This window comes from Duganella sp. 3397 (assembly GCF_031456625.1).
In the GTDB taxonomy this organism is placed as follows: domain Bacteria; phylum Pseudomonadota; class Gammaproteobacteria; order Burkholderiales; family Burkholderiaceae_D; genus Rugamonas; species Rugamonas phyllosphaerae.
Map to the genome: position 1 here is coordinate 233,152 of NZ_JAVDVB010000005.1, position 24,405 is coordinate 257,556.

Genomic DNA, 24,405 nt, shown 5'->3' on the forward strand with positions numbered 1-24,405 from the left:
GGGGTCCGACCCCATGGGTCACGGGGTTGAAAGGCACCCGTACGGGGTCCGACCCCATGGATCACGGGGTTAAAAAGCCCCCTGTCAGTCCAGCCACTGCGCCAGCGTGGCCTGGGCCTTGGCCTTGTGCTCATCCTTGATGTACACGGCCACCGCGCCCAGCGCCGCCAATAAAATCCCCAGGTCATCGCTGTACCCGACCACCGGCAGCAGGTCGGGTATGCCGTCCAGCGGCGAGATGAAATAGCCGAGCGCGCCGTAGATGGTGGCCTTGGCCCAGCGCGGCGTGTCCGGGTCGGTGGCCGAGTAGTACATCTTCAGTGCCGGCTCCAGCACGCCCCGGCCCGCCGTCTTGGCGTAGGCCTTCACCTTGCCCCAGAAGCCGTCGTCGGAATACTGCGCCGTGTAGTCGGCGGCGTTGTCGGTCTTTGCCATTGGCTGTTCCAGTCTCATGGTGGTGATGCGGGCTATAGTAGCGGCAAACCCGCTTCGGCGTCGCGCTATGCCTTGCGCGGCATGGCCCGCAAGCAAGCATTCACCGCATCTTCAAACGAATCGGAGACGTGGTCGGCCTGCGGGAAGTCGCAATCCTTGAGGTCGCGGTCGCCGAACGGGCTCGGCAGCAGAACCGCCAGCTGCTTGGCGTGCGGCAGCCGTACCCGCAGCTCGGCCATCAACTGGCGCATTTGCGGCGTGTCGTTGACCGGATCGACCGACACCAGGCACACGATGGACACCAGTTCAGCCGTGGCCTCGGGCGGCAGCGGCTCGTCGATGTCTTCGCTGCTCATGCTGCGGGCGTCGAGCTTCTGGTCGCGCATGATGCGCACCAGGATCTCGGTGGCCAGTTCGTCGTATGACGTCGCCAGGCCCACGCTCAGGATCATGCTGCCTGGCGGGATGTCGAACGATCCCTGCCATTCGCCGGTGGCCGAGATGCGCCGCTCGCGCAGCTGGCGGCCGATGCCCATGCCGGCCAGCGCCGAGCTGCCTTTGCCGGCCTTGGGCGCCTTGGGGCGGCGCCACCAGGACTTGCGGTCGCTCAGCGCCTCGATCACGGTGATGATGGCGGTGGTGACCTTGGCTTGTTCATCGGTCGTGATGGTTTTGCCGCGCAGGTCGAAATTGGCAAGGTGCAGCGCCGGCACCAGCACGCTGTCGCAGTACTGGGCCAGCGTCTTCTTGCGCATGTAGCGGCGCGCCGCGTCGATGATCTCGTGGGCGTCGCCCGACAAGGCGCGCTGGTAGAAATTCTGCGGCAGGGTCAGTGCCGGCAATTCACCGAACATGATTTCCAGCACCTTCAAGGCCCGGATATAGCGGCCCGCCACCACCAGGCACAAGGTGAGCGGGGTGGACAGCACCAGTCCCACCGGGCCCCAGATCCAGCTCCAGAAAATCGCCGCCACCACCACCGACAGCGGCGACAGCCCGGTGGTGTGGCCGTACAGCTTGGGCTCCACGGTCTGGGCCACGATGATGTCCACGATCAAAAAGATACCGAGCGTCATCAGCGCCAGCGACCAGCCCGGGTCGATGGCGGCGGCCAGCAGGGTGGCGCACAGCGCGGCAATCCAGAAGCCGACGTAAGGCACGTAGCGCAGCACGGCGGTCATGGTGGCCCACAGCAGCGCCTGCGACAGGCCGATGATGGACAGGCCGATCCAGATCACCAGCCCGGTACAGGCATTGACCGCGAACTGCGAGATGAAAAAGCGTGACAAGCGCTCGCCCGCGTCGTTGACCGCTACCGTGGTGGCGCGCAAGTCCTCGCCACCGGCCAGGCGGATAAAGCGGTCGCGCAGCGATTCGTGTTCGAGCAGCACGAAGATCAGCACGATGAAGACAATGCCGGCCGTCTCCAGCGGCGGCCACACCGAGGCCACCACCTTGCTGAGGATTTGCAGCGGCTTCAAGTCCGGCTCGTGAATTTCCACCAGCACCGGGGTGGTGCCGTCGCTGGTCAGGCGCGGCTTTTCCGGCTTGCCGAATTCATCGGTTGAGCCCTGGGTCAGGTGCTCGATCAATTGCCCGGCCGGCCCGCCGATGCTGCCGATGGTGCCGCGCGTGATCTCGTTGAGTACTTCGAGCTTGGTGGCGATGGTGTCCTGGTACTGCGGCAGGCTGGCGCCCAGGCGCGTGACCTGGGTGACGATCACCGCGCCGGCCATCAGCACGCAAGCGGCCACCACCGCCACGCCGGTGAGCACCGAGGCGGTCGGTCCCAGCCCCAGGCGGCGCAGGGCGCGCACGAACGGCGCAATCAAAAAGCTGAGGATGAAGGCGAGGGTGATCGGAATCAGCACATCGCGGCCGAAATACAACAGTGCCAGGACGGTGGCGGTGCCGACCAGGCCGACAACGGCGTTGGGTAATGCGCGAGCTGGTAATGAATCTGACACCGTGTTCCCTGAAAATCGTGAGCGTGACGCAGGGCGACGCGCCTGCTTTTCGAGCCTAGATTATGGGGTGCACGGTGTCAATCGAATTTACCCCGCGCAACAGGGTCAACCGACTTTCCTGGGCGTGATGCCGGCGGCCTGCATGGCCGCATCGCGGGCGGCGTTGATCTCGTCGACCATGTCGCTCAGGCCGCGTGCAGTCACCGTCGGCAGCTGCGACTGGTCCACCCTGGACGACGAGGCGAAGTCGCTGGCGCTGGTCTGGCCGGGCAGCGGCAGGAAGTGATCGTAAATCACCTTGCCCGGCACGGCGCGCATCAGTTCTGCCAGCCGGCGGTCGGCCAGGCTCTGGCCAGCATAGTCTTCGGTGAGCTTAAGGCCTGGCATGTTTTGCTGGGTGTACGTGCTGCCGCTGTCGTACACCATGGCCACCACCTGGCCATTCTTGACGATCTGCGCGAACACCTTGTCGGGGTTGGCGGCGGCCGCCGCCTGGCTGGCTTGCTGGCGCGCCGCCACCTGCTGGTCGTGCAGGGCCAGCTCGGCCTGCACGTGCTCGGGCAGCTTGAACGCCACCATTTTCTTTTGCTCGACCAATTGGCCGATAGAAGTGACAGGGCCCTGGACCTTGAACGAAGCCGAACCTTCGATGCGCGACATGGCAACTCCTTGGGATATAAGCGGAAGACCAAGTCAGGTTAGCACAAAAAGTAATACTTTCGGTAAATATTGACTTTCAACCACATAGTCTCCCGCGTCCTGTCCTTAGAACTTGTAGACCAGGCCGGTCGTGACCATCGGCGTGGTCTTGCGCTTGGTCAGCGGACTGTCGGCAGCGTCGCCCACCAGGCGGGTGGCGCTTGCGGCGCTGGTGACCGACCAGCGCGCATCGATCGCGTGGTTCCAGCTGACACCGACGTTGATATTTTCGAAGCCGCGTTCGGCGCGGTAACTGCCATAGCCCGAGCGCGCGCTCTGGGCGGCGGTCACGCCGTAATAAGTTTGCGCGTGCTTGTTATCGCCATATACGGCGGCCGCGTTGAACGACAGCTGGTCGGTGGCGCTGGTGTAGAACGGCGTCGAGGCGCCGATTGTGTAGGTGCTGCCGTTTTCGCGCCGGGACAGGGCCTGGGCGGTGCTCAGCGACAGGCCGATGGTGCCCACCTTGTAGGTGGCGGTCAGCAAGGCCAGCGCGCCGCCACTGACGTTACCCATGCCGCGCAGGTCGTCGGAGCCGGCGCCGAAGTTACGCTTGTGCTCGTCGCGCTTGCCGCCGTAGGTCAACGCAGCCGACAGGCCGAAGCCGCCGGCCGCAGTCTGGTAACCGAGGCCGCGCCGGGTGCTGGCAAAGAAGCCGTTGCCGAAGCTGTGGTCGACGATGGGCACGCCCACGAAATGGTTGTCGTCGGCGCCTGCGTATTCGGGCACGTAGCCGATGCCGATGCCGACCAGCGTGCCTTCGGGGGCTGCCTGGGCTGCTGCATGGCCGGCGGCGCCGACAGCGCACAGGGTGGCGAACAGGGGCGCTAACTTGCGGTTGAAATTGAGGCTGAAACGCATGATGATTTCCTGAGTAAGTGGTTCGGAGTCTGCCGGCATCTTGGCGTGCCGGCCGGGACGGGTGGCAGTGTGTCACAAACCGCGCCAGACGCCGACACCGCAGGTGAAGTATCATTTGGCGAATTCACTGGTATCGCCTGCCGATGCCGCGCCCCCTGGAGCCGCCATGCCTGATACCGCTGCAATACAAACCGCACCTGGGTCCGCCCCCCAGCCCGCGCTGACCCTGTATTACCACCCGCTGGCCTCGTTCTGCCACAAGGTGCTGATCGCCCTGTACGAGAACGGCACCGACTTCGACAAGCGCATCATCAACGTGGGCGAGGACGCCGACCGCGCCGAACTCACTGCCATGTGGCCGATCTGCAAGTTCCCGGTGATCCGCGACCACGAGCGGCTGCGCGATATTCCGGAAACTTCGATCATCATCGAGTACCTGGACCGCCATTTTCCCGGCCCGCAACCGATGATCCCGGTCGACTGGGACGCCGCGCTCGACGTGCGCCTGTGGGACCGCTTCTTCGACAATTACGTGCAGGTGCCGGTGCAGACCATCGTTACCGGCCACCTGACCGGCATGCAGTGCGACCGCACCAAGGAGCGCACCAAGCTCAAGACCGCCTACAAGATGATCGAAAAGCGCATGGCCAGCCGCGCATGGATGAGTGGCGAGCACTTCAGCATGGCCGATTGCGCGGCGGCGCCAGCACTGTTCTATGCCGCCACGCTGCTGCCATTCCCCGAGGAATACACCAACCTGCAATCGTATTTCGAGCGGCTGGTGCTGCGCCCGTCGGTGCAACGCGTGCTGGAAGAGTCCAAGCCGTACTTCTCGCTGTATCCGTTCGTGGCCGGTATTCCCGAGCGCTTCCTTTAAAGGTGCAGTGCCGCACAGTGTGTGCGGGGAGAACTTGAAATCATCGGTTACTCCCCCGTTCCCACTGAAAGGCAATCATGCAACCTGAAAATCCCAATTCGTCGCGCCGCGCGATGGTCGGTGGCCTGGCCACCGGCCTGCTCGGTGCTGCCATCGTCCCGGCCTCGGCTGCCGCAGCTCCGGCTGGCGGCAACGCCCAGGGCACGCCTGCATCCGCACCGGATGTGCCGCTGCTCGATCCCCGTACCGCCTATAAACAGCCGCCGTTCGAGACCCAGCAGCAACCGTGGCCGGGCCTGACCGGCAAGATGAAACCGCGTCCCGATCATGGCGAAACCAGTTACAAGGGCAGTGGCCGCCTCAAGGGCCGCAAGGCCTTGATCACCGGCGGCGACTCGGGCATCGGCCGCGCTGCCGCCATCGCCTACGCGCGCGAAGGCGCCGACGTGGCGATCAACTACTTGCCGGCCGAGGAAGCCGATGCGCGCGAAGTGGCCGACCTGATCCGCGCCGCCGGGCGCAAGGCAGTGCTGATTCCGGGCGACCTCAAGGATGAGGCATTCTGCCGCAAGCTGGTGGCGGACGCGGCGCGCGATCTTGGCGGTCTCGACATCGTGGTCAACAACGCCGCCCGCCAGTTTTCGCGCAAATCCATTCTCGAACTGACCACGGCCGAGTTCGACGAGACCTATAAAACCAATGTGTATGCGACGTTCTGGGTGACCAAGGCGGCGGTGCCGCTGCTCAAGCCGGGGGCGACCATCATCAACACCACGTCGGTGCAGGCGTACGATCCGAGCGAGAACCTGCTCGACTATGCGTCCACCAAGGCGGCGATCATGAATTTCAGCAAGGGATTGGCCAAGCAGCTGGCGCCCAAGGGCATCCGCGTCAACGCGGTGGCGCCGGGGCCGTTCTGGACCCCGCTGCAGGTGACCGGTGGCCAGCCGCCGGAAAAGCTGCCGGAGTTTGGCGCCGAATCGCCGCTGCAACGCCCGGGCCAGCCAGCCGAGCTGGCCGGCGTGTACGTGTTGCTGGCCTCTAACGAGTCGAGCTACGCCACCGGGCAAGTGTACGCGGCCGTGGGCGGAGCGGGCGGTCCATAACCGCCGGACTGCTAGTTCTTGTTGCCGCTGTCTTCCGCGCTTTGCATCGATGCCGGTTCCTGCATGGCGCGGTTTTGTGTGGCGGCCTGGGCGAAGCGGCTGGCCTGGTCGATCAGGTCGCGGCTGGCGGTCTGGTTGATGCGCCATTGCTGGTCGGTTTCGGTGGCCGCCTTGTGCGACACCACCTCGGCCAGCGCGGTGGCGGTGCGCGTGGTTTGCGGCACGTGCTGGCGCATGACGTCGGTGATCGATGTCTGAAAGTCGCTGGCGACTTGCGCCACCTGTTTTTGATACGACTGCAAGGCCTGGACGACCGCCTCAGCGGTGGGGCCGGCGACTTCGCTGCGCTCGGCGGCGGGCGTGAGCACGGCTTGTTGCCAGGCGTTGGCCGATTGCTGCAGCCAGTCGCGGCCGAATTGCAGGTTGGCTTCTGCAAGTTGCCGGGTGGAGTTAACCACGGCCAGCGCCACGTCGTTGAAGTACGCGATTCTTGCTTCCATGTGTTCTTTGGCTAGCGGCGAGACGGTGTCCACAAACGAATTCATGTGATGCTCCTCAAACTGGAAAGGGGCCAATACAGGAACTGCCGAGGGCGCTTTGGCCGGACGCCCAGCCTCGTAGTTTCGCAGGTTAAAGCGCCGCACGCCATACCTGCCGGATCAGAAAAGGTTAAATTTCTTACATTGCCTCATTTCCTGGCACTCTAAGCAACGCTTAAGAACTGCAAGCCGACCCAGCCGTAATACAGGCTGCGACGCATGGTGGCGCCGACTATAATATTCACCTTCTTCAGGAGAAAACATGTCGGCACCTTCAGTTCTTTACTTGCATGGCGGTCCGGGCCTGGGACCCGTCTTCGAGCGCGACCGGTATCCCGACGCGACCCATGTTCACTGGTGGCGCCAGCCGCTGGCCAAGCCGTGCGCGGCGCGGCCGTTCCTCGACCTGCAGGCGTCCGCGCTGGAAGAATTGCGCCGGCTGGCCGCCGAGCGCGGTGCGCCGGTCACGCTGGCCGCCAGTTCCTTCGGCGCCCACCTGGCCGTGCACCTGGCCACCCATGCGCCCGAACTGATCGACCGCATCGTGCTGCTGGCGCCCACTTTCGACCCCGAGCAGGCCGCGCTGCGGCTGGCCCGGCGTGCGTTCCGGGTGCACACCGACCACCCGGGCGCCGGCCAGCTGGCCATTGCGCTGGCCGCCTACGAGGACGACCCGGGCCGGCCGCGTTTCTGGGACGTGTTCGGCGCGCTGTCGCTGCTGCCCGATGTGACGTCGCTGTACTTCGGCCCCAACGGCGGCGCGGCGGCAGCACGCTCCTTCGCCGAGCTGATCGAGCAGCCGGGCGCATTCGACGGTCCGACGTCGGTGGCGACGTCCGACGATTTTTCGGCGATCGACCGCCGTCCGGTAGCCAGCCCGTTTACCGGATCCGTGACAGTGCTGTTCGGCGCGCACGATCCGCTGATCGATGCGCAGCAGGATCAGACGGTATGGAACGCGATCTTCCCCCAAGCCGAGTTCTTCAAGGTGGAGACCGGGCATTTTCCGCTGCTGGAACTCACCCTGGAAGCGTGCGGGATCGGCGCTTAATTATTTCGCCGGTTTTTTCGGCTCCGCCGGCCCGAGGTTTTCATCGATATCGCTCGATGCCGACTGCACCCGCTGGTAGCCGACTGCGCCGCTGTTTTCCGGCAGCGGCGCGCCGGTGTACACCAGCGCCACCTCCGCCAGCGCTGCCGTGTTGTCGCTACCAAAGCCCGACAGCGCGGTGAAACGCAGCTGGCGCGCGGTGACGTTGCGGCCGAAGGCGATGCGCTGCTGGTCGTACGTCGAGACCAGCGCACCGCGTTGCAGTTCCTGCCAGCTGGCGCCATCGTCGCTGGTCTCCACCAGGTAATCGCGCACATCGCCCTCGTGGTCGCGGTGGTTCTGGCGCGGCATGATGACCAGGCCGGAGAAGGTCGCTGGTGTGGCAAAGCTGATGGTCAGTGATTGTGGCACCCGCTGCGCCTCCTGGTCGCCCGCGTTCCAGAACGTATTCGGATCGCCGTCGATGGCGTAGGCCGGATTGTTGCCGCCGGCCGCCTGCGCACCGAGCTTTTTCATCACCAGCGTATCGAACAGCGCCAGCCGCATCTCGGCAGCGGTAATGGCCACTTGCGGATCGAAGCGGTTCGAGGCCATGTAGTCAAGTACCGACTGGCGCAACTGGCGCGCGACGTTGCGCTGGTCCAGGTTCGAGACCAGGTCGGTGCTGGCGATCATCAGGCGGCCGGTGCCCACTTTTGCTTCTACCAGTAACCCCAGCTTGTAGTTGCGGTTCCAGTCATCGACCGGTTGCACGATCGGTTGCAAGGCGGCCGGCAATCGATCGAGATTGATGGTGCGCGCGCCCTTGATCAGCTCTGTCCACTGCCAGTCGTTGTAACGGTCGGTGGGGAAGTGCGCCAGCGCCGGGTGGCGGTTGTCGATCGCCACGCCCAGGGTGCGGCTCCAGGCCGGGTTCATCAGGCGGTTCCAGAACACCGGTACGCTGTCGAGCGGCGGGCCGCTCCAGTCCAGGTCCGCCGCCAGCGGCAGGTACAGCACCTTGCCGCCTTGCGCCAGGCGCGCTTCGGCGGCGGTCCAGCTGCGCGTGATCAGCACGTCGGCAGGTTCTACTTTTCGTGCTGCGGCGGCCGCAGGGTACACCCAGATGCGCCAGTCGTTCTGGGCGACCACGTGTGGTCCGCCTGCGGTGTCGCCGTGCGGCGCTGCGAATCCCGTGCCATCGCTCGTGTTGCCCATGCCATTGCCCGCGCCGGCCAGCGTGGCAGCGGACGCGCTGCCGACCGCGCCAACCGGCGCACCTTCGATGGTTACCTCCAGCCGGTAAGTCTGCGGCGCCGCCAGCCCGCGCAGCGGCAGCGTGACCGTGCCCAGCGCGATGTTCTTGCCGATGTTAATCGTCTGGCGCGCGAAGTCGCCGCTGGCTGCTACGCGACCGGCAGCGTCGAGCAACTGCCAGCGCGGCTGCGCATTGACCAGCGGTGCGGCGCCGAAGTGCGCCACTTCCACCGGTGCGATCAAGCTGTCGGCAGTCGTGTACACGCGTTTGGCCAGGCGCGCGAGCGGCACCGTCGCGCCGTTAAAGCGGCGGAACTCGGGCGCCGTCACATAGCCCTTCGGTTCCCAGAAAGTATCGAGCAAGCCGACCAGTGCCGTGCCCTGGCCCAGGTAGTCGTGCAGGTCCAGCAACTGGTAGCCGCTCAAACCGGGCGTGCGCAGGTTCGCTTCGATTTCCTCTTTATAGGCTTGCAGCTGGAACTTGCCCGAGGCCCAGGCGAAATCCTTGTTGCGCGCGGCCATGCCGTGGCGCGCCAGCGAGTCGCGGAAGATCTCGTAGTTACCGGGCCGCAGATAGCCGGTAAATTTATCGATGATGTCGTAGTCGGGGTAGGCCACCCATTGCCCGGTTTCGTGCGAGACGACAGGGACGTTGATACCGTCGAGCGAAGCGCCGTAGTCGTGTCCGAACCAGCCACGTTCACCGCGCAGCGGCTTGGGGCCGATGCGCTGCATGGCCAGGTAGTCGGTGCCCTCGGCCAGCCCCGGCACCTGTTTCTCGGTGTGGCCGGTGCCGTTGGTGTACAGGCGCCGTGGGTCGGCCAGCCGGTAGTGGGCGATCCACCGGTCGAACGCTTGCTTCCACTTGCCTTTCGGTTCGTTGCTGGGGCTCAGCAGCAGGAACGACGGGTGGTTGCCGTAGGCGCGGATCATGCGCTCGGTTTCCTGGTACAGCATCGCTTCCATCGGTGTGCCGGGCGAGACGTCGTTCCACATGCCCGGTTCCGGTTGCAGGTACACGCCCAGTTCGTCGGCGGCCTGGAATGCCGCCTCGGGCGGGCAGAACGAGTGGAAGCGGATATGGTTGATGCCCCAGTCCTTGTTGATCTGCATGATCTTGCGCCAGTAGGCGACATCGGTCGGTGGGTAGCCGGTCAGTGGGAAGTCGCCGCCGTGGTGGGTGCCGCGCAGGAAAATCGTGCGGCCATTGAGCACGAAGTCCTTGCCGACGGCGACGATCTGCGCGAAGCCGAAGCGTACGTCCCTGGTGTCGGCTGCATTCGGTCCTTGCAGTTGCAGGCGGATGTCGTGCAGCACCGGGTGGAATTCGTCCCAGGTTGGCGCGTTGGCCGCGAACTTGACGGTGACCTCGGCGCTGCCGCCGGCGGCAGTCCAGCGTACCGGGTGGCGCACGCCGTTGGCGGTAATGCTGCCAATGCCGGGGCCCCCGCTGGCGTTGCCGAGTTTGATCTTCACCACCGCAGTGCGGTCTTGCACGTTCGGGTACACCTGGGCGTCGTCGATCCACACCGGCGACGTCGCCCGCAGTTCCAGCTTGCCGATGATGCCGTTCCAGCTCATGCCCAGCGAATCGGACACCGAGTGGGCGTCGGGCCGGTAGGCCATCAGCATGCGGTTGTCCACCCGGATCGAGACGCGGTGCCGGCCCGGCGCCAGCAGGCCCAGGTCGTAGTCGTGTTCGGCCACCAGGCTCAGGTTCTCGCCCACCTTGCGCTCATCGACCCACACGGTGGAACCCCAGCGCGGACGCTCCAGGCGCAGCACCACGCGCTGGCCGCGCCAGGATGTGGGGATAGCAACGTCGCGCTGGTACCAGGCTGCCCCAAGATAGTGCTTGGGCGGCTGCGACAGGAACGGCACTTTCACCTTGCCGGGCGTGGTGTGGGTCTGGTAGTCCTGGCGCTGGTCCCACTGTTTGTCGTACAGCGACAGCACCCACGGCGTACTGGTGTCGATGTCGTCGCCGTAGCCTTGCGCTTGCAGGATGCCGGGCAGGGCGATCTTGTCCTGCAAGTCCTGTTTGAACCATTGCTGTTGTATGCCCTGGTCGGCACGGTCGAGCGCAAAGCGCCAGGTACCGGCCAGGTCGAGCGCCTGGTCGGCCGGTCGCGCCGGCGCGGCTCCGGCGCAGCCGATGGCAGACAAGAGGAGGAGGGCGATGGCGAGGACACGTTGCATGATGGGGCCTTGGCGACGGCAATGGCTGGGAAGCGCAGATTATCGGCGATCGCTTGGAGCTTGCGGGCGTGCCAGCGCTCAAAACGCTGCGCGTTTGGCGGTGCCGGGGCCGCTTACGTTAGAATGTGCTGCGCCCATTTTTCATGCGACTTTCCATGCCATCACGCCGTCTTGCCCTTTTAGCTATCTCTTTTTCCATCGCCGCCATCAGCGGCTGTAAAACCACCCCGGTGATCGACACCCCGGCGCCGGTCACACCGATCGCGGCGCCCGAACCCAAGAAGATCAGGATCGGCCTGGCCCTGGGCGGCGGCGCCGCGCGCGGCTTCGCCCATATCGGCGTGATCAAGGCGCTCGAAGCGCAAGGCATTTATCCGGACGTGGTGGTCGGCACCAGCGCCGGCAGCGTGGTCGGCGCCCTGTACGCGGCCGGCAATACCGGCTTCCAGCTGCAAAAGCTGGCGTTCGACATGGACGAAGCGGCGATCTCCGACTGGGCCATGCCGCTGTTCGGCAAGAGCACCGGCGTATTGAAAGGCGAGGCGCTGCAGGCGTACGTCAACAAGGCGGTAAACAACCAGCCGATGGAAAAACTGAAAATCCCGTTCGGCGCAGTGGCGACCGAATTGAAAAACGGCCAGCCGATCCTGTTCCAGCGCGGGAATACCGGCATGGCGGTGCGGGCGTCGTCGTCGGTGCCGGGCGTGTTCCAGCCGGTGACCATCAACGGCAAGTCCTATGTCGATGGCGGCCTGGTGGCGCCGGTGCCGGTCAAGTTCGCGCGCGACATGGGCGCCGACTTCGTCATTGCCGTCAACATCTCCACCCAGGCCGACGTGCAGGCCACCGTCAGCTCGGTCGATGTGATCATGCAGACGTTTTCGATCATGGGCCAGCGCATCAACCAGTACGAATTGAAGGATGCCGACATCGTCATCACGCCGAGCCTGGGCAAGATGGCCGGCAACGATTTCAATAGCCGCAACCAGGCCATCCTGGCCGGCGAACAGGCTGCCGCGCTGGTGATGGCGCAGATCAAGCAAAAGCTCGAAGCCAAGCGCCGGCCTTGAAAAAACGATTCAACCAGAGGAGTCTTATGCAAACCAAACCGTTCCTGTCGCTTGCCGACGTCAAGAAAATCGCTGCCGCTGCCGAGGCGGAAGCCGTGGCCAACAACTGGGCCGTGGTGATTGCCATCGTCGATGACGGCGGCCACTTGCTGTGGTTGCAGCGCAATGACGGCGCCAACGCGCTGGCGTCGCACATCGCGCCATCGAAAGCACGCGTGGCCGCGCTGGGCCGGCGCGAGTCGAAAGTGTACGAGGACATCATCAACGGCGGCCGCACCGCGTTCCTGACGGCGCCGTCGCCGTACGCCGACGGCATGCTCGAAGGCGGCGTGCCGATCGTCGTTGACGGTCACGTGATCGGTGCGGTGGGAGTTTCGGGCGTGAAATCGACCGAGGACGCGCAGATTGCCAAGGCGGGGATTGCGGCGGTGGTGTAGTTCTAAAACCTGGATCCCCGCCTGCGCGGGGATGACGGATTTTAAGCCAGCCACTGCAAAGCCGTCATCCTCGCGCACGCGGGGATCCATAGAACGCCAGATTGGTATCGGCGCCCAAGCCTATCCTGCAGCAAACCCAACTCCGATCCCGCCTTGTCAAAGCCCCGGTAACTGGTTATAATTCAAAGGTTTAGCCAATCACACCCTACCGTAGCGACTACCACTCACTCCATCATCAATTGACCTTCTTTCCGCGGTTTTACTTCGCGGGCACAACGACGGTCGTCTGACGTGGCGCAGCTACGGTAACTTTATCAGGAGTTGCCCTTGCCGCCATTTTTTTCTGGCTCCACCGTTCCAGCCATACTGGCCCTCGCTGATGGAACCATCTTCAAAGGTTTTTCGATCGGCGCTGCCGGTCATACGACCGGGGAAGTCGTCTTCAATACGTCCATGACCGGTTACCAGGAGATCCTCACCGATCCTTCCTACAGCCGCCAGATCGTCACCCTCACTTACCCGCACATCGGCAACTACGGCATCAACCCCGAAGACGTCGAATCGTCCAAGGTGCACGCGGCCGGCCTGATCATCCGTGACCTGCCGCTGCTGGCCTCGAACTTCCGCTCCACCCAGTCGCTGGCCGATTACCTGAAGGCCGAGAACATCGTCGCCATCGCCGGTATCGACACCCGCAAACTGACCCGCATCCTGCGCGAAAAAGGCGCCCAGTCCGGCGCCATCCTGGTCGGCACCCAAGGCAACGAGCCATCGACGTCGCAAGCGCTGGACCTCGCCCGTTCGTTCCCTGGCCTGTCGGGCATGGACCTGGCCAAGGTGGTGTCGGTGACCAAGGCGTACGAGACCGTGGAAACCGAATGGACCCTCGGTGAAGGCTACGGCAAGCTGGCTGCCGCCGACCAGAAATTCCACGTGGTCGCCTACGACTTCGGCGTCAAGCGCAACATCCTGCGCATGCTCACCGCGCGCGGCTGCAAGGTCACCGTGGTGCCGGCGCAAACCTCCGCTGCCGACGTCCTGGCCCTCAATCCTGATGGCGTGTTCCTGTCGAACGGCCCCGGCGACCCGCAGCCATGCGATTACGCGATTGCTGCAGCCCGTGAATTCATGGCCAAGAAGATCCCGCTGTTCGGCATCTGCCTCGGTCACCAGATCATGGGCCTCGCTTCCGGCGCGACCACCCTGAAAATGAAATTCGGCCACCACGGCGCCAACCACCCGGTGCAGGACTTGGACAGCAAGCAAGTGCTGATCACGTCGCAGAACCACGGCTTCGCGGTTGACCCCGACACCCTGCCGGCCAACTGCCGCGTGACCCACGTGTCGCTGTTCGACGGTTCGCTGCAGGGCTTTGTCCGCACCGATACTCCGGCGTTCTGCTTCCAGGGCCACCCTGAAGCATCGCCCGGCCCGACTGACGTCGCTTACCTGTTTGACCGCTTCATCGGCCTGATGGAAGCTACGGAGAAGAAATAATATGCCTAAACGTTCTGACATTAAAAGTATCCTGATTATTGGCGCTGGTCCGATCATTATCGGCCAGGCCTGCGAGTTCGATTATTCCGGCGCCCAGGCCTGCAAGGCCCTGCGCGAAGAAGGCTACAAAGTCATCCTGGTCAACAGCAATCCTGCGACCATCATGACCGACCCGGAGATGGCCGATGTCACGTACATCGAGCCGATCACCTGGCAAGTCGTCGAAAAAATCATCGCCAAGGAGCGCCCGGACGCGATCCTGCCGACCATGGGCGGCCAGACCGCACTGAACTGTGCACTGGACCTGCATCGCCACGGCATCCTCGACAAGTACAAGGTCGAGCTGATCGGCGCGACGCCGGAAGCCATCGACAAGGCCGAAGACCGCTCCAAGTTCAAGGACGCGATGACCAAGATCGGCCTGGGTTCGGCCCGTTCCGGCGTGGCGCACTCGCTCGACGAAGCGTGGGCAGTGCAGCGCGACGTCGGTTTCCCGACCATCATCCGTCCATCGTTCACCATGGGCGGCAGCGGCGGCGGTATCGCGTACAACGAAGAAGAATTTGAAGCGATCTGCAAGCGCGGCCTGGAAGCCTCGCCAACCAACGAGCTGCTGATCGAAGAGTCGCTGCTGGGCTGGAAAGAGTACGAGATGGAAGTGGTGCGCGACAAGGCGGACAACTGCATCATCATCTGCTCGATCGAAAACCTCGATCCGATGGGCGTGCACACCGGTGACTCGATCACCGTGGCGCCAGCGCAAACGCTGACCGACAAGGAATACCAGATCATGCGCAACGCCTCCCTGGCGGTGTTGCGTGAAATCGGTGTGGACACCGGCGGCTCCAACGTGCAGTTCTCGATCAACCCGGCCGACGGCCGCATGATCGTCATCGAAATGAATCCGCGCGTATCGCGTTCGTCGGCGCTGGCCTCGAAAGCGACCGGCTTCCCGATCGCAAAAGTCGCGGCCAAGCTGGCTGTCGGTTTCACCCTGGACGAACTGCGCAACGAGATCACCGGCGGCGCCACGCCAGCGTCGTTCGAGCCGTCGATCGACTACGTGGTCACCAAGATCCCGCGCTTCACGTTCGAGAAATTCCCGACTGCCGATCATCACCTGACCACGCAAATGAAATCGGTCGGTGAAGTGATGGCGATCGGCCGCACCTTCCAGGAATCGTTCCAGAAAGCCCTGCGCGGCCTGGAAGTGGGTGTCGATGGCCTGAACGAAAAAACCAAGGACCGCGAGAAGATCGAAGAGGAACTGGGCGAGCCAGGTCCCGAGCGTATCTGGTACGTGGGCGATGCGTTTGCCCAGGGCTTCACGCTGGAAGAAGTGCACGCGCTGACCAAGATCGATCCGTGGTTCCTGGTCCAGATCAAGGAGATCGTGGACATCGAACTGTGGCTCGATACGCAAAAGCTGGACCTGCTCGACAAGCCGACGCTGTACAAGCTCAAGCAAAAAGGCTTCTCGGACCGCCGCCTGGCCTTCCTGCTGCAAACCGATGCGAAAGCGGTGCGCACCCGTCGCCACGAACTGGCGATCCGTCCCGTGTACAAGCGCGTGGACACCTGCGCGGCCGAATTTGCCACCAATACCGCGTACATGTACTCCACGTACGACGAAGAGTGCGAATCGGCGCCGACCGACAAGAAAAAGATCATGGTGCTGGGCGGTGGCCCGAACCGTATCGGCCAGGGTATCGAGTTCGACTACTGCTGCGTGCACGCGGCGCTGGCGATGCGCGAAGACGGCTACGAGACCATCATGGTCAACTGCAACCCTGAAACCGTCTCGACCGACTACGACACGTCCGACCGCCTGTACTTCGAGTCGCTGACCCTGGAAGACGTGCTGGAAATCGTGGAACTGGAAAAGCCGGTGGGCGTGATCGTCCAGTACGGCGGCCAGACCCCGTTGAAGCTGGCGCTGGACCTCGAAGCGAACGGCGTGCCGATCGTCGGCACCTCGCCGGACATGATCGACGCCGCCGAAGACCGCGAGCGTTTCCAGCAGCTGCTCCATAAACTCAATCTGCGCCAGCCGCCTAACCGTACCGCCCGTACCGAAGCCGACGCCTTGGCGCTGGCCCAGGAAATCGGTTATCCGCTGGTGGTGCGTCCTTCGTACGTGCTGGGCGGCCGCGCCATGGAAATCGTCCACGAGCAGCGCGACCTCGAGCGCTACATGCGCGAAGCGGTCAAGGTCTCGCACGATTCGCCGGTGCTGCTCGACCGCTTCCTGAACGACGCCATCGAGTGCGACGTCGACTGCATCAGCGACGGCGAAACCACCTTCATCGGCGGCGTGATGGAGCACATCGAGCAAGCCGGCGTGCACTCGGGCGACTCGGCCTGCTCGCTGCCGCCGTACTCGTTGGCGCAGGAGACCATCGAGGAACTGAAACGCCAGACCGCGCTGATGGCCAAGGGTCTCAACGTGGTCGGCTTGATGAACGTGCAGTTCGCGATCCAGAAGCAGGATGTGGACGGCGTGCAGCAGGACGTCGTGTACGTGCTGGAAGTGAACCCGCGTGCATCGCGCACGGTGCCGTTCGTCTCCAAGGCCACCGGCCTGCAACTGGCCAAGATCGCCGCCCGTTGCATGGTCGGCCAGACCCTGGCTGCGCAAGGCGTCACAGAAGAAGTAGTGCCGCCGTATTACAGCGTCAAGGAAGCCGTGTTCCCGTTCGTCAAATTCCCGGGCGTCGATACCATCCTCGGCCCCGAGATGAAATCGACCGGTGAAGTGATGGGCGTCGGTAAAACCTTCGGCGAAGCTTTTGTGAAGTCGCAGCTGGGCGCCGGCGTCAAGCTGCCAAGCTCGGGCAAGGTGTTCCTGTCGGTGAAATCGTCGGACAAGCCGCGCGCCGTCAAAGTGGCGCGCGACCTGGTCGACGCCGGCTTCTCGCTGGTGGCCACCAAGGGTACCGCTGCCGTGATCTCCACGGCCGGCATCCCGGTCACCGCGGTGAACAAGGTTGCCGAAGGCCGTCCGCACATCGTCGACATGATCAAGAACCACGAGATCGTGCTGGTGATTAACACGGTGGAAGAAAAACGCAGCGCCATCAACGACTCGCGCGCGATCCGCACGTCGTCGCTGGCCGCGCGCGTGACCACGTACACGACCATCGCCGGCGCCGAAGCGGCAGTGGAAGGCATCCGTCATCTCGACGAATTGCAAGTGTACGATTTACAAGGACTGCATAAGGCTTTACACTAAACCTTAGCCGTACCCAATTAACCACAGAGCTCACGCAGAAGTTGGCGTGGCCTCTGTGGTTTTCCATTGTAAAAACAGAGTAAACAGATATGACTTCAGTTCCACTTACCAAGTTCGGCGCAGAGCTCCTCAAAGAAGAGCTGCACCAGTTGAAGACCAAAGAACGCCGTATCGTGATCGACGCGATTGCCGAAGCGCGCTCGCACGGCGACCTGTCCGAAAACGCCGAGTACGATGCCGCCAAGGAGCGCCAGGCGTTTGTGGAAGGCCGTATCGCCGAACTCGAAGGCAAGCTCAGCGCTGCCCAGATCATCGACCCGACCACGCTCGACGCCGAAGGCCGCGTGGTGTTTGCGTCCACCGTCGATCTGGAAGACCTCGAGTCCGGCGCCAGGGTCACGTACCAGATCGTCGGCCTCGACGAAGCCGACCTGAAACTGAGCAAAGTATCGGTGACCTCGCCGATCGCCCGCGCGCTGATCGGCAAGTCCGCCGGCGACGTGGTGGAAGTGCAGGCCCCGTCGGGTCCGCGCGAATACGAAATCCTGGAAGTGCGTTACATCTGATGCTGCTAGCCCGTACCCGTTTGCTCGTGGCCACGCTGTGGGCCGGCAGCCTGTGGGGCATCGGCTATATCGCCGCGCCCACCCTGTTTGCCACGCTCACCGACCGCGTGCTGGCCGGCACCATTGCCGGCAGCCTGTTCAATACCCAGGCCTGGGTGTCGATCGCTTGCGGCGTAGCCATGCTGCTGCTGTTGTGGGCGACCAGGCCGGGCACCGAGGGCATCTTTGCCGGTCCGGCCGTCAACATGGCGGCCAAGGGACGGCGCACGGTGATGATCATCGTGGTGGTGATGCTGGCGTGTACGCTGGTGTCGCATTTCGGCCTGCAGCCGATGATGGCTGCGCTGCGCGCCGGTGCTGGTCCGGGTGGGGTGATGGAGTCGGCTGCCAGGAACGAATTCGGCATCCTGCACGGCATTTCCAGCGTGATCTTCCTGGTGCAAAGCTTGCTGGCTGCGTGGCTGGTGGTGCGGCAGTAAAGATCTAAACAGCAACTTGCCTACGTTAGCCGTCGATCCGTCATCCTCGCGCATGCGGGGATCCATAGAAAGCCAGAACAGTGTTGCGGTCTCAATGAGCTGAGACTCGAATCACAGGCTCTATGGATACCCGCCTGCGCGGGTATGACGGCTCAAACGGTGACGGTCAAAGCTGAAATTACTTCGAACCCAAAGCGCTTTTCTTGCTGGACTTCTGTTGCGGCTTGGCGCGTTTGATATTGCCGCCCTGGGTCACACGCTCATTCCCTTTAAGCAATACCTTGGTCACCGATGGGCGCTTGGTGCCGCTCGGGCTGGGCTTGACGATGGTCACTTCGCGCAGGCCCTTGCCGGACGTGGAGCGTTCCTTGGTGGTTTCCACTTTCGGACGGTAGAGCACGAACAGCTTGCCGATGTGTTGCACCGGCGCCGCTTCGAGTTCCTGGCAGATGGTGTCGTACATGGCAACGCGTGCTTCACGGTCGTCGCCGAACACGCGGACCTTGATCAGGCCGTGCGAATCGAGGCCCAGGGAAATTTCCTTGAGGACGTTGGGAGTCAGTCCCGCTTCGCCGATCAGGACGATGGGCTTGAGCGCGTGGGCTTCTGCGCGCAGGGCACTGCGCTCAACGGGGGTAAGTTTAATCATAATTAATTTCTGGTAGTTCTCTTAAAGGCAGTATTCTACGCGAATGGCAAAGAACAAATTAAACAAAAACTGGATTCACGACCACATTAATGATCCGTACGTGAAATTGGCCCAGAAGGAGGGCTATCGCGCCCGTGCGGCTTTCAAGCTGAAAGAGATCGACGAGGAAGAAAAACTGATCAAGCCGGGACAGGTCATCGTCGACCTCGGCTGCACCCCCGGCAGCTGGGCGCAGTACATGCGCCGCAAGCTCGCCGGCAAGGATGGCGGCGGCGTCAACGGCACCCTGATCGGCCTCGACATCCTGCCGATGGCGCCGGTGGCTGACTTCCACTTCATCCAGGGCGATTTCCGCGAACCGGAAGTGTTGCAAAAAATGGAGGAAGTGCTGCAAGGCCAGAAAGTGGACCTGGTGCTCTCCGACATGGCGCCCAACCTGTCGGGCATCGCCGACAGCGACGCTGCGCGCATGGAGCACCTGATCGACCTGGCCATCGAATTTTCGCAGGCCCACATGAAACCTTCGGGCGCCTTGCTGGTCAAATGTTTTAAAGACATGGGTTTTAACGACATCGTGCTGAAATTCCGCAAGGAATTCAAAACCGTGACACAGAAAAAACCCAAGGCCAGCCGCGACAAATCATCCGAAATTTTCCTGCTCGGACGTGGCCTGAAAAACCCGACCGACAGCATGGCGTCCGCAGTACCGTACGAACTCGACGATTTCGCGCCGATTCGCCCTGAAGTTGACTGATTTACCCTTGATATTCGTGCTGCAGGCCGCATATTGGCCAAGGTGAGGCATTTTTATCTTGATCGAGCGCTAATTTTGATCAAATAATGTGTGCTTGCGCCGGGTTCGCGCCCGGCAGAGGAGTGGGCTTCTGGCACCGCCTGCTTATTGCGAGTAAAATCGGGTTTCTAGCTATAGGTTAAGAGATGCGCCCTGCATCCAAGGAGTTTTCGTGAATAACATGTTTTCCAAGTCAGCCATTTGGGTAGTCGTCGTACTGCTCCTGCTCATGCTGTACAAGCAGTTCGATAGCCATGGCGTTGCAGCTGGCGCCCGACCTATTCCATACTCCGAACTGCTCGACGCAGTAAAAGCCAAGAACATCAAGGAAGTCGTCATTGAGGGCACCAGCATCACCGCCGTCAAGAGCGACGACACCAAGGTGCGCACCACCGCTTCCATCCTCGACCGCGGCCTGATCGGCGACCTGCGCGACAACGGCGTCAAGTTCGACATCCGTCCGCCGGAAGAGCCAGGTTTCCTGCAGCAAATCTTCGTCTCGTGGTTCCCGATGCTGCTGTTGATCGGCGTGTGGATTTTCTTCATGCGTCAAATGCAGGGCGGCGGCAAGGGCGGCGCGTTCTCCTTCGGCAAATCGAAGGCGCGCATGCTGGACGACAGCAATAACTCGGTGACCTTTGCCGACGTTGCCGGTTGCGACGAAGCCAAGGAAGAAGTGAGCGAAATCGTCGATTTCCTGCGCGATCCAAGCAAATTCCAGAAACTGGGCGGCCGTATTCCACGCGGCGTGCTGATGGTCGGTCCTCCGGGCACCGGTAAAACCCTGCTGGCCCGTGCGATTGCCGGCGAAGCCAAGGTGCCGTTCTTCTCGATCTCTGGTTCGGACTTCGTTGAAATGTTTGTCGGCGTGGGTGCATCGCGTGTCCGCGACATGTTCGAGAACGCCAAGAAGCACTCGCCGTGCATCATCTTCATCGACGAGATCGACGCAGTCGGCCGTCACCGTGGCGCCGGCATGGGCGGCGGTAACGACGAACGCGAACAGACCCTCAACCAGTTGCTGGTGGAGATGGACGGTTTCGAAGCGCAATCGGGCGTGATCGTGATTGCCGCCACCAACCGTGCCGACGTGCTCGACAAGGCGCTGCTGCGTCCGGGTCGTTTCGACCGTCAGGTGTCGGTCGGTTTGCCGGACATCCGTGGTCGCGAACAGATCCTCAACGTCCACATGCGTAAAGTGCCTATCGGCACCGACGTCAAGGCTGACATCCTGGCCCGTGGCACCCCTGGCTTCTCGGGCGCCGACCTGGCCAACCTGGTCAACGAGGCTGCGCTGTTTGCTGCCCGCCGCGCCAAGCGCCTGGTCGATATGGCCGACTTCGAAGATGCGAAAGACAAGATCTTCATGGGTCCTGAGCGCAAGTCGATGGTGATCCGCGAGGAAGAGCGTCGCAATACCGCCTACCACGAGTCCGGTCACGCTGTTGTAGCCAAGCTGCTGCCGAAGGCCGATCCGGTCCACAAAGTGACCATCATGCCGCGCGGCTGGGCCCTGGGCCTGACCTGGCAGCTGCCGGAACACGACCGCATCTCGGGCTACAAGGACAAGATGCTGGAAGAAATTTCCATCCTGTTCGGCGGCCGTATCGCGGAAGAGATCTTCGTCGGCCAGATGTCCACCGGCGCCTCGAACGACTTCCAGCGCGCCACCAAGCTGGCCCGCTCGATGGTGACCAAGTTCGGTATGTCCGATTCGCTGGGCGTGATGGTGTACGAGGACGAGCAGAACGACGGCTTCATGGGTGGCAGCAACAAGACCATCTCGGAAGCCACCCAGCAAAAGGTCGATGCGGAAATCCGCAACATCCTCGACCAGCAATACGCGCTGGCGCGTCAACTGCTGGAAGACAACCGCGAAAAAGTCGAAGTCATGACCAAGGCGCTGCTCGACTGGGAAACCATCGATGCAGACCAGATCAACGACATCATGGCCGGTCTCGAGCCGCGTCCGCCTAAACCAGGCGTGACCATCCGCAAGCATCCACCGAGCGATGGCGGCTCCGGCGTCTCGCCGACCGTGACCGCACCAGCGTAAGCCTGCGGCAGGCATAGAGCACCCAAGGGTGAGGAGCGATCCTCGCCCTTTTTCTTTACTGCGTTTATTTTTTTGCACATGCGATCCACATTCCAGTTTGGCCGTTTCAATTACCCGCTGCAGGGCGCAGCGCGGCGCCCGCGCGTGATGGGCATCCTCAACGTCACCCCCGATTCCTTTTCCGACGGCGGCAATTACCAGGCGCTCGAGTTTGCGCTGGGCCATGCCGAGGCCATGATCGAAGAGGGCGTCGATATCATCGACATCGGTGGCGAATCCACCCGGCCCGGCTCGCCGCCGGTATCGCTGGAAGATGAGTTGCAGCGCGTGATGCCGGTGGTGTACGCGCTGCGCGACCTCGGACCCGCCATCTCGGTCGATACCTACAAGCCGCAGGTGATGCGCGAAGCGATTATTGCCGGCGTCGATATGATTAACGATATAAACGGTTTCCGTGAACCGGGCGCCATCGATGCGGTGCGCGACAGCGACTGCGCGCTGTGTATCATGCACATGCAGTCCGATCCGCAACACATGCAGCTCGCACCGAGCTACGGCGACGTGGTGGCCGAAGTGATCGCCTTCCTGCGCGAACGAATCGACGCCTTGCTCGGCGCCGGGATTGATCCGCGTCGATTATGCATCGATCCGGGTTTTGGCTTCGGCAAGACGGTGGAGCATAATTACGCCTTGCTCAAGGCGACTGGCCGCCTGATCGACGAGACTGGCATGCCGCTGCTGGCGGGCCTGTCGCGCAAATCGATGATCGGCGCGGTCACCGGCAAGCCGGTGGAGCGGCGCGCGGCTGGCAGCGTGGGCGGCGCCCTGGCGGCGGTGGCGCAAGGCGCCATCATCGTGCGCGTGCACGACGTGGCCGACACGGTGGACGCGCTCAGGGTATGGCAAGCGGCACAATAAAAGACATAAGACATAAGAAATAACAGACAAAGAAAGAGCACAGACATGGCACGACAATATTTCGGCACCGATGGTATCCGTGGCCTGGTGGGCGTCTCGCCCATCACGCCTGACTTCGTCATGCGTCTCGGCTACGCGGCCGGCAAGGTGCTCGCTGGTAAAGCCAGCGGCACCGTCAGCAAGCGTCCTACCGTACTGATCGGCAAGGACACGCGCATCTCCGGCTACATGCTCGAAGCCGCGCTGCAGGCGGGCCTGGCAGCGGCCGGCGTGGACGTGATGCTGGCCGGCCCGATGCCGACGCCGGCGATTGCCTACCTGACGCGCGCGCTGCGCCTGTCGGCCGGCGTGGTGATCTCGGCGTCGCACAATCCGTTCCAGGACAACGGCATCAAGTTCTTCTCCGACCAGGGAACCAAGCTGCCCGACGCGGTCGAACTGGAAATCGAAGCGGCGCTCGCGCATCCGATGGACTGCGTGGCGCCGGAAAAACTGGGCCGCGCCAAGCGCCTGGACGACGCCCAGGGCCGCTACATCGAATTTTGCAAGAGCACCTTCCCTAACGAGCTCGACCTTCGCGGCCTGAAGGTGGTGGTCGATTGCGCCCACGGCGCCGCCTACAACATCGCCCCGCACGTTTTCCATGAACTGGGCGCGGAAGTGATCGCCATCGGCAACAAGCCGGACGGCTTCAACATCAACAAGGCCCACGGCGCCACCGCGCCCGAAGCGATGGCTGCCGCCGTGCGCGCCCACGGCGCCGATCTCGGCATCGCCCTCGACGGCGACGCCGACCGCCTGATCATGTGCGACGCCAACGGCCGCCTCTACAACGGCGACGAGCTGCTGTACCTGATGGTGATCGACCGCCTGGCCACCGGCCCGGTGGCCGGCGCCGTCGGCACCCTGATGACCAATATGGCGGTGGAAGTGGCGATCAAGCAAAAGGGCGTGGGTTTTGCGCGCGCCAAGGTGGGCGACCGCTACGTGCTGGAAGTGATGCAGGAGAAGGGCTGGCTGCTGGGCGGCGAAGGCTCGGGCCACCTGCTGTGCATCGACAAGCACACCACCGGTGACGGCATCATCTCGGCGCTGCAAGTGCTGTCCGCGCTCAAGCGCGCCGGCCGCTCGCTGGAAGAGGCGACCGCCGAGCTGGTGCTGTTCCCGCAAACCCTGATCAACGTACGCGTCACGCCCGGCTTCGACTGGACCGCGAACGCCGCCATGGTGGCCGAAAAAGAACAGGTCGAGCGCGAACTGGGCGACACCGGGCGCGTGCTGATCCGCGCCTCCGGCACCGAGCCGCTGATCCGCGTGATGGTGGAAGCGCGCAACGCCGACCACGCCAGGTCGATGGCCCAGCGCATCGCCGACAAGATCGACGTCAAGCTGGCCGCCTGATTAGTTCGATTTTGCAAGATACTTCGGGGCGTCCATTGACGCCGACGCCCCGGAGGATTAGAATGCTGTCTTCGGAGTGTAGCGCAGCCCGGTAGCGCACCTGGTTTGGGACCAGGGGGTCCAAGGTTCGAATCCTTGTACTCCGACCAAAAACACTAAACGGGTTGTCCTAGACAACCCGTTTTTCATTTCTGCGGCGAATTCTCGCTGTACAAAAACTGCCCATAGCTCAGTTGGATAGAGCATCAGCCTTCTAAGCTGAGGGTCGCAGGTTCGATTCCTGCTGGGCAGGCCAACCTTATCAAAGTACCCGCAAGAGCCCGCGCATCGACTGTCG

The 24,405-nt window shown here is 63.1% G+C and carries 20 protein-coding genes and 2 tRNA genes; 15 read left to right on the forward strand and 7 right to left on the reverse strand.

Annotated features, from left to right (window positions below; genetic code table 11):
* Window positions 1-84: 84 nt before the first annotated feature.
* The 4 genes from J2X54_RS17525 to J2X54_RS17540 form a co-directional block, all read right to left on the reverse strand.
* Window positions 85-435 carry a YkvA family protein gene (locus J2X54_RS17525; RefSeq protein WP_070251777.1) on the reverse strand — a complete coding sequence of 117 codons (351 nt, stop codon included), beginning with the start codon at window positions 433-435 and terminating at the stop codon, window positions 85-87.
* Window positions 436-500: 65 nt separating this feature from the next.
* Window positions 501-2,402 (reverse strand): AI-2E family transporter, encoded by a 1,902-nt coding sequence (locus J2X54_RS17530; RefSeq protein WP_310182308.1) that lies wholly within the window; start codon window positions 2,400-2,402, stop codon window positions 501-503.
* Window positions 2,403-2,507: 105 nt separating this feature from the next.
* The gene (locus tag J2X54_RS17535) at window positions 2,508-3,062 is read right to left on the reverse strand and encodes a hypothetical protein (protein WP_310182310.1); all 555 of its coding nucleotides are present in this window, start codon (window positions 3,060-3,062) and stop codon (window positions 2,508-2,510) included.
* Between the two features lie 105 nt (window positions 3,063-3,167).
* Window positions 3,168-3,962, reverse strand: a complete 795-nt coding sequence (locus J2X54_RS17540; protein ID WP_310182311.1) for a MipA/OmpV family protein — start codon at window positions 3,960-3,962, stop codon at window positions 3,168-3,170.
* Between the two features lie 166 nt (window positions 3,963-4,128).
* Between J2X54_RS17540 and J2X54_RS17545 the strand changes: the two genes are divergently transcribed.
* Complete coding sequence (locus tag J2X54_RS17545; protein ID WP_310182312.1) at window positions 4,129-4,839, forward strand: glutathione S-transferase family protein; 711 nt, start codon at window positions 4,129-4,131, stop codon at window positions 4,837-4,839.
* Window positions 4,840-4,916: 77 nt separating this feature from the next.
* Entirely contained in the window at window positions 4,917-5,945 is a 1,029-nt protein-coding gene (locus tag J2X54_RS17550; protein WP_310182313.1) for an SDR family oxidoreductase, read from the forward strand.
* Window positions 5,946-5,956: 11 nt separating this feature from the next.
* On the opposite strand, the gene J2X54_RS17555 is transcribed toward J2X54_RS17550, so the two are convergent.
* On the reverse strand, window positions 5,957-6,490 hold the full coding sequence (locus J2X54_RS17555; protein WP_070251783.1) for a phasin family protein: 534 nt from the start codon (window positions 6,488-6,490) through the stop codon (window positions 5,957-5,959).
* Between the two features lie 256 nt (window positions 6,491-6,746).
* On the opposite strand from J2X54_RS17555, the gene J2X54_RS17560 reads away from it, so the two are divergent.
* Window positions 6,747-7,535, forward strand: a complete 789-nt coding sequence (locus J2X54_RS17560) for an alpha/beta hydrolase (RefSeq protein ID WP_310182314.1) — start codon at window positions 6,747-6,749, stop codon at window positions 7,533-7,535.
* On the opposite strand, the gene J2X54_RS17565 is transcribed toward J2X54_RS17560, so the two are convergent.
* Complete coding sequence (locus J2X54_RS17565) at window positions 7,536-10,970, reverse strand: discoidin domain-containing protein (protein WP_310182315.1); 3,435 nt, start codon at window positions 10,968-10,970, stop codon at window positions 7,536-7,538.
* A 155-nt stretch (window positions 10,971-11,125) separates the two neighbouring features.
* Here J2X54_RS17565 and J2X54_RS17570 point away from each other — a divergent pair, with 155 nt between their 5' ends.
* The 6 genes from J2X54_RS17570 to J2X54_RS17595 all read left to right on the forward strand — a co-directional run bounded on the left by J2X54_RS17570 (window position 11,126) and on the right by J2X54_RS17595 (window position 18,251).
* A complete protein-coding gene (locus J2X54_RS17570) occupies window positions 11,126-12,040 on the forward strand; it encodes a patatin-like phospholipase family protein (RefSeq protein WP_070251786.1) in 915 nt (304 codons plus the stop codon).
* A gap of 26 nt (window positions 12,041-12,066) precedes the next feature.
* Window positions 12,067-12,477, forward strand: a complete 411-nt coding sequence (locus J2X54_RS17575) for a heme-binding protein (protein WP_070251787.1) — start codon at window positions 12,067-12,069, stop codon at window positions 12,475-12,477.
* Window positions 12,478-12,804: 327 nt separating this feature from the next.
* Window positions 12,805-13,974: a glutamine-hydrolyzing carbamoyl-phosphate synthase small subunit gene (gene carA, locus J2X54_RS17580; protein WP_310182317.1), complete on the forward strand. Its 1,170-nt coding sequence runs from the start codon at window positions 12,805-12,807 to the stop codon at window positions 13,972-13,974.
* A 1-nt stretch (window position 13,975) separates the two neighbouring features.
* Window positions 13,976-17,206 carry a carbamoyl-phosphate synthase large subunit gene (gene carB / locus J2X54_RS17585; protein WP_310182318.1) on the forward strand — a complete coding sequence of 1,077 codons (3,231 nt, stop codon included), beginning with the start codon at window positions 13,976-13,978 and terminating at the stop codon, window positions 17,204-17,206.
* Window positions 17,207-17,295: 89 nt separating this feature from the next.
* Window positions 17,296-17,772, forward strand: coding sequence for a transcription elongation factor GreA (greA, locus tag J2X54_RS17590; protein ID WP_070251790.1), 477 nt, complete (start codon window positions 17,296-17,298; stop codon window positions 17,770-17,772).
* A complete protein-coding gene (locus J2X54_RS17595) occupies window positions 17,772-18,251 on the forward strand; it encodes a DUF4149 domain-containing protein (RefSeq protein ID WP_310182320.1) in 480 nt (159 codons plus the stop codon). Before greA ends, J2X54_RS17595 begins: the two co-directional genes overlap by 1 nt.
* A 178-nt stretch (window positions 18,252-18,429) precedes the next feature.
* Here J2X54_RS17595 and J2X54_RS17600 read toward each other — a convergent pair whose 3' ends face one another.
* Window positions 18,430-18,900, reverse strand: a complete 471-nt coding sequence (locus J2X54_RS17600) for a YhbY family RNA-binding protein (protein ID WP_070251792.1) — start codon at window positions 18,898-18,900, stop codon at window positions 18,430-18,432.
* A gap of 43 nt (window positions 18,901-18,943) precedes the next feature.
* Here J2X54_RS17600 and J2X54_RS17605 point away from each other — a divergent pair, with 43 nt between their 5' ends.
* The 6 genes from J2X54_RS17605 (at window position 18,944) to J2X54_RS17630 (ending at window position 24,363) form a co-directional block, all read left to right on the forward strand.
* Entirely contained in the window at window positions 18,944-19,654 is a 711-nt protein-coding gene (locus tag J2X54_RS17605) for an RlmE family RNA methyltransferase (protein WP_310182321.1), read from the forward strand.
* 211 nt (window positions 19,655-19,865) lie between these two features.
* A complete protein-coding gene (gene ftsH / locus J2X54_RS17610; protein ID WP_310182322.1) occupies window positions 19,866-21,749 on the forward strand; it encodes an ATP-dependent zinc metalloprotease FtsH in 1,884 nt (627 codons plus the stop codon).
* Window positions 21,750-21,827: 78 nt separating this feature from the next.
* Window positions 21,828-22,667, forward strand: a complete 840-nt coding sequence (gene folP, locus J2X54_RS17615; RefSeq protein ID WP_310182324.1) for a dihydropteroate synthase — start codon at window positions 21,828-21,830, stop codon at window positions 22,665-22,667.
* 45 nt (window positions 22,668-22,712) lie between these two features.
* Window positions 22,713-24,068: a phosphoglucosamine mutase gene (glmM, locus tag J2X54_RS17620; protein ID WP_070251796.1), complete on the forward strand. Its 1,356-nt coding sequence runs from the start codon at window positions 22,713-22,715 to the stop codon at window positions 24,066-24,068.
* Window positions 24,069-24,140: 72 nt separating this feature from the next.
* Window positions 24,141-24,217 (forward strand) — tRNA-Pro (locus J2X54_RS17625).
* A gap of 69 nt (window positions 24,218-24,286) precedes the next feature.
* A tRNA-Arg gene (locus J2X54_RS17630) sits at window positions 24,287-24,363 on the forward strand.
* Window positions 24,364-24,405 lie beyond the last annotated feature (42 nt).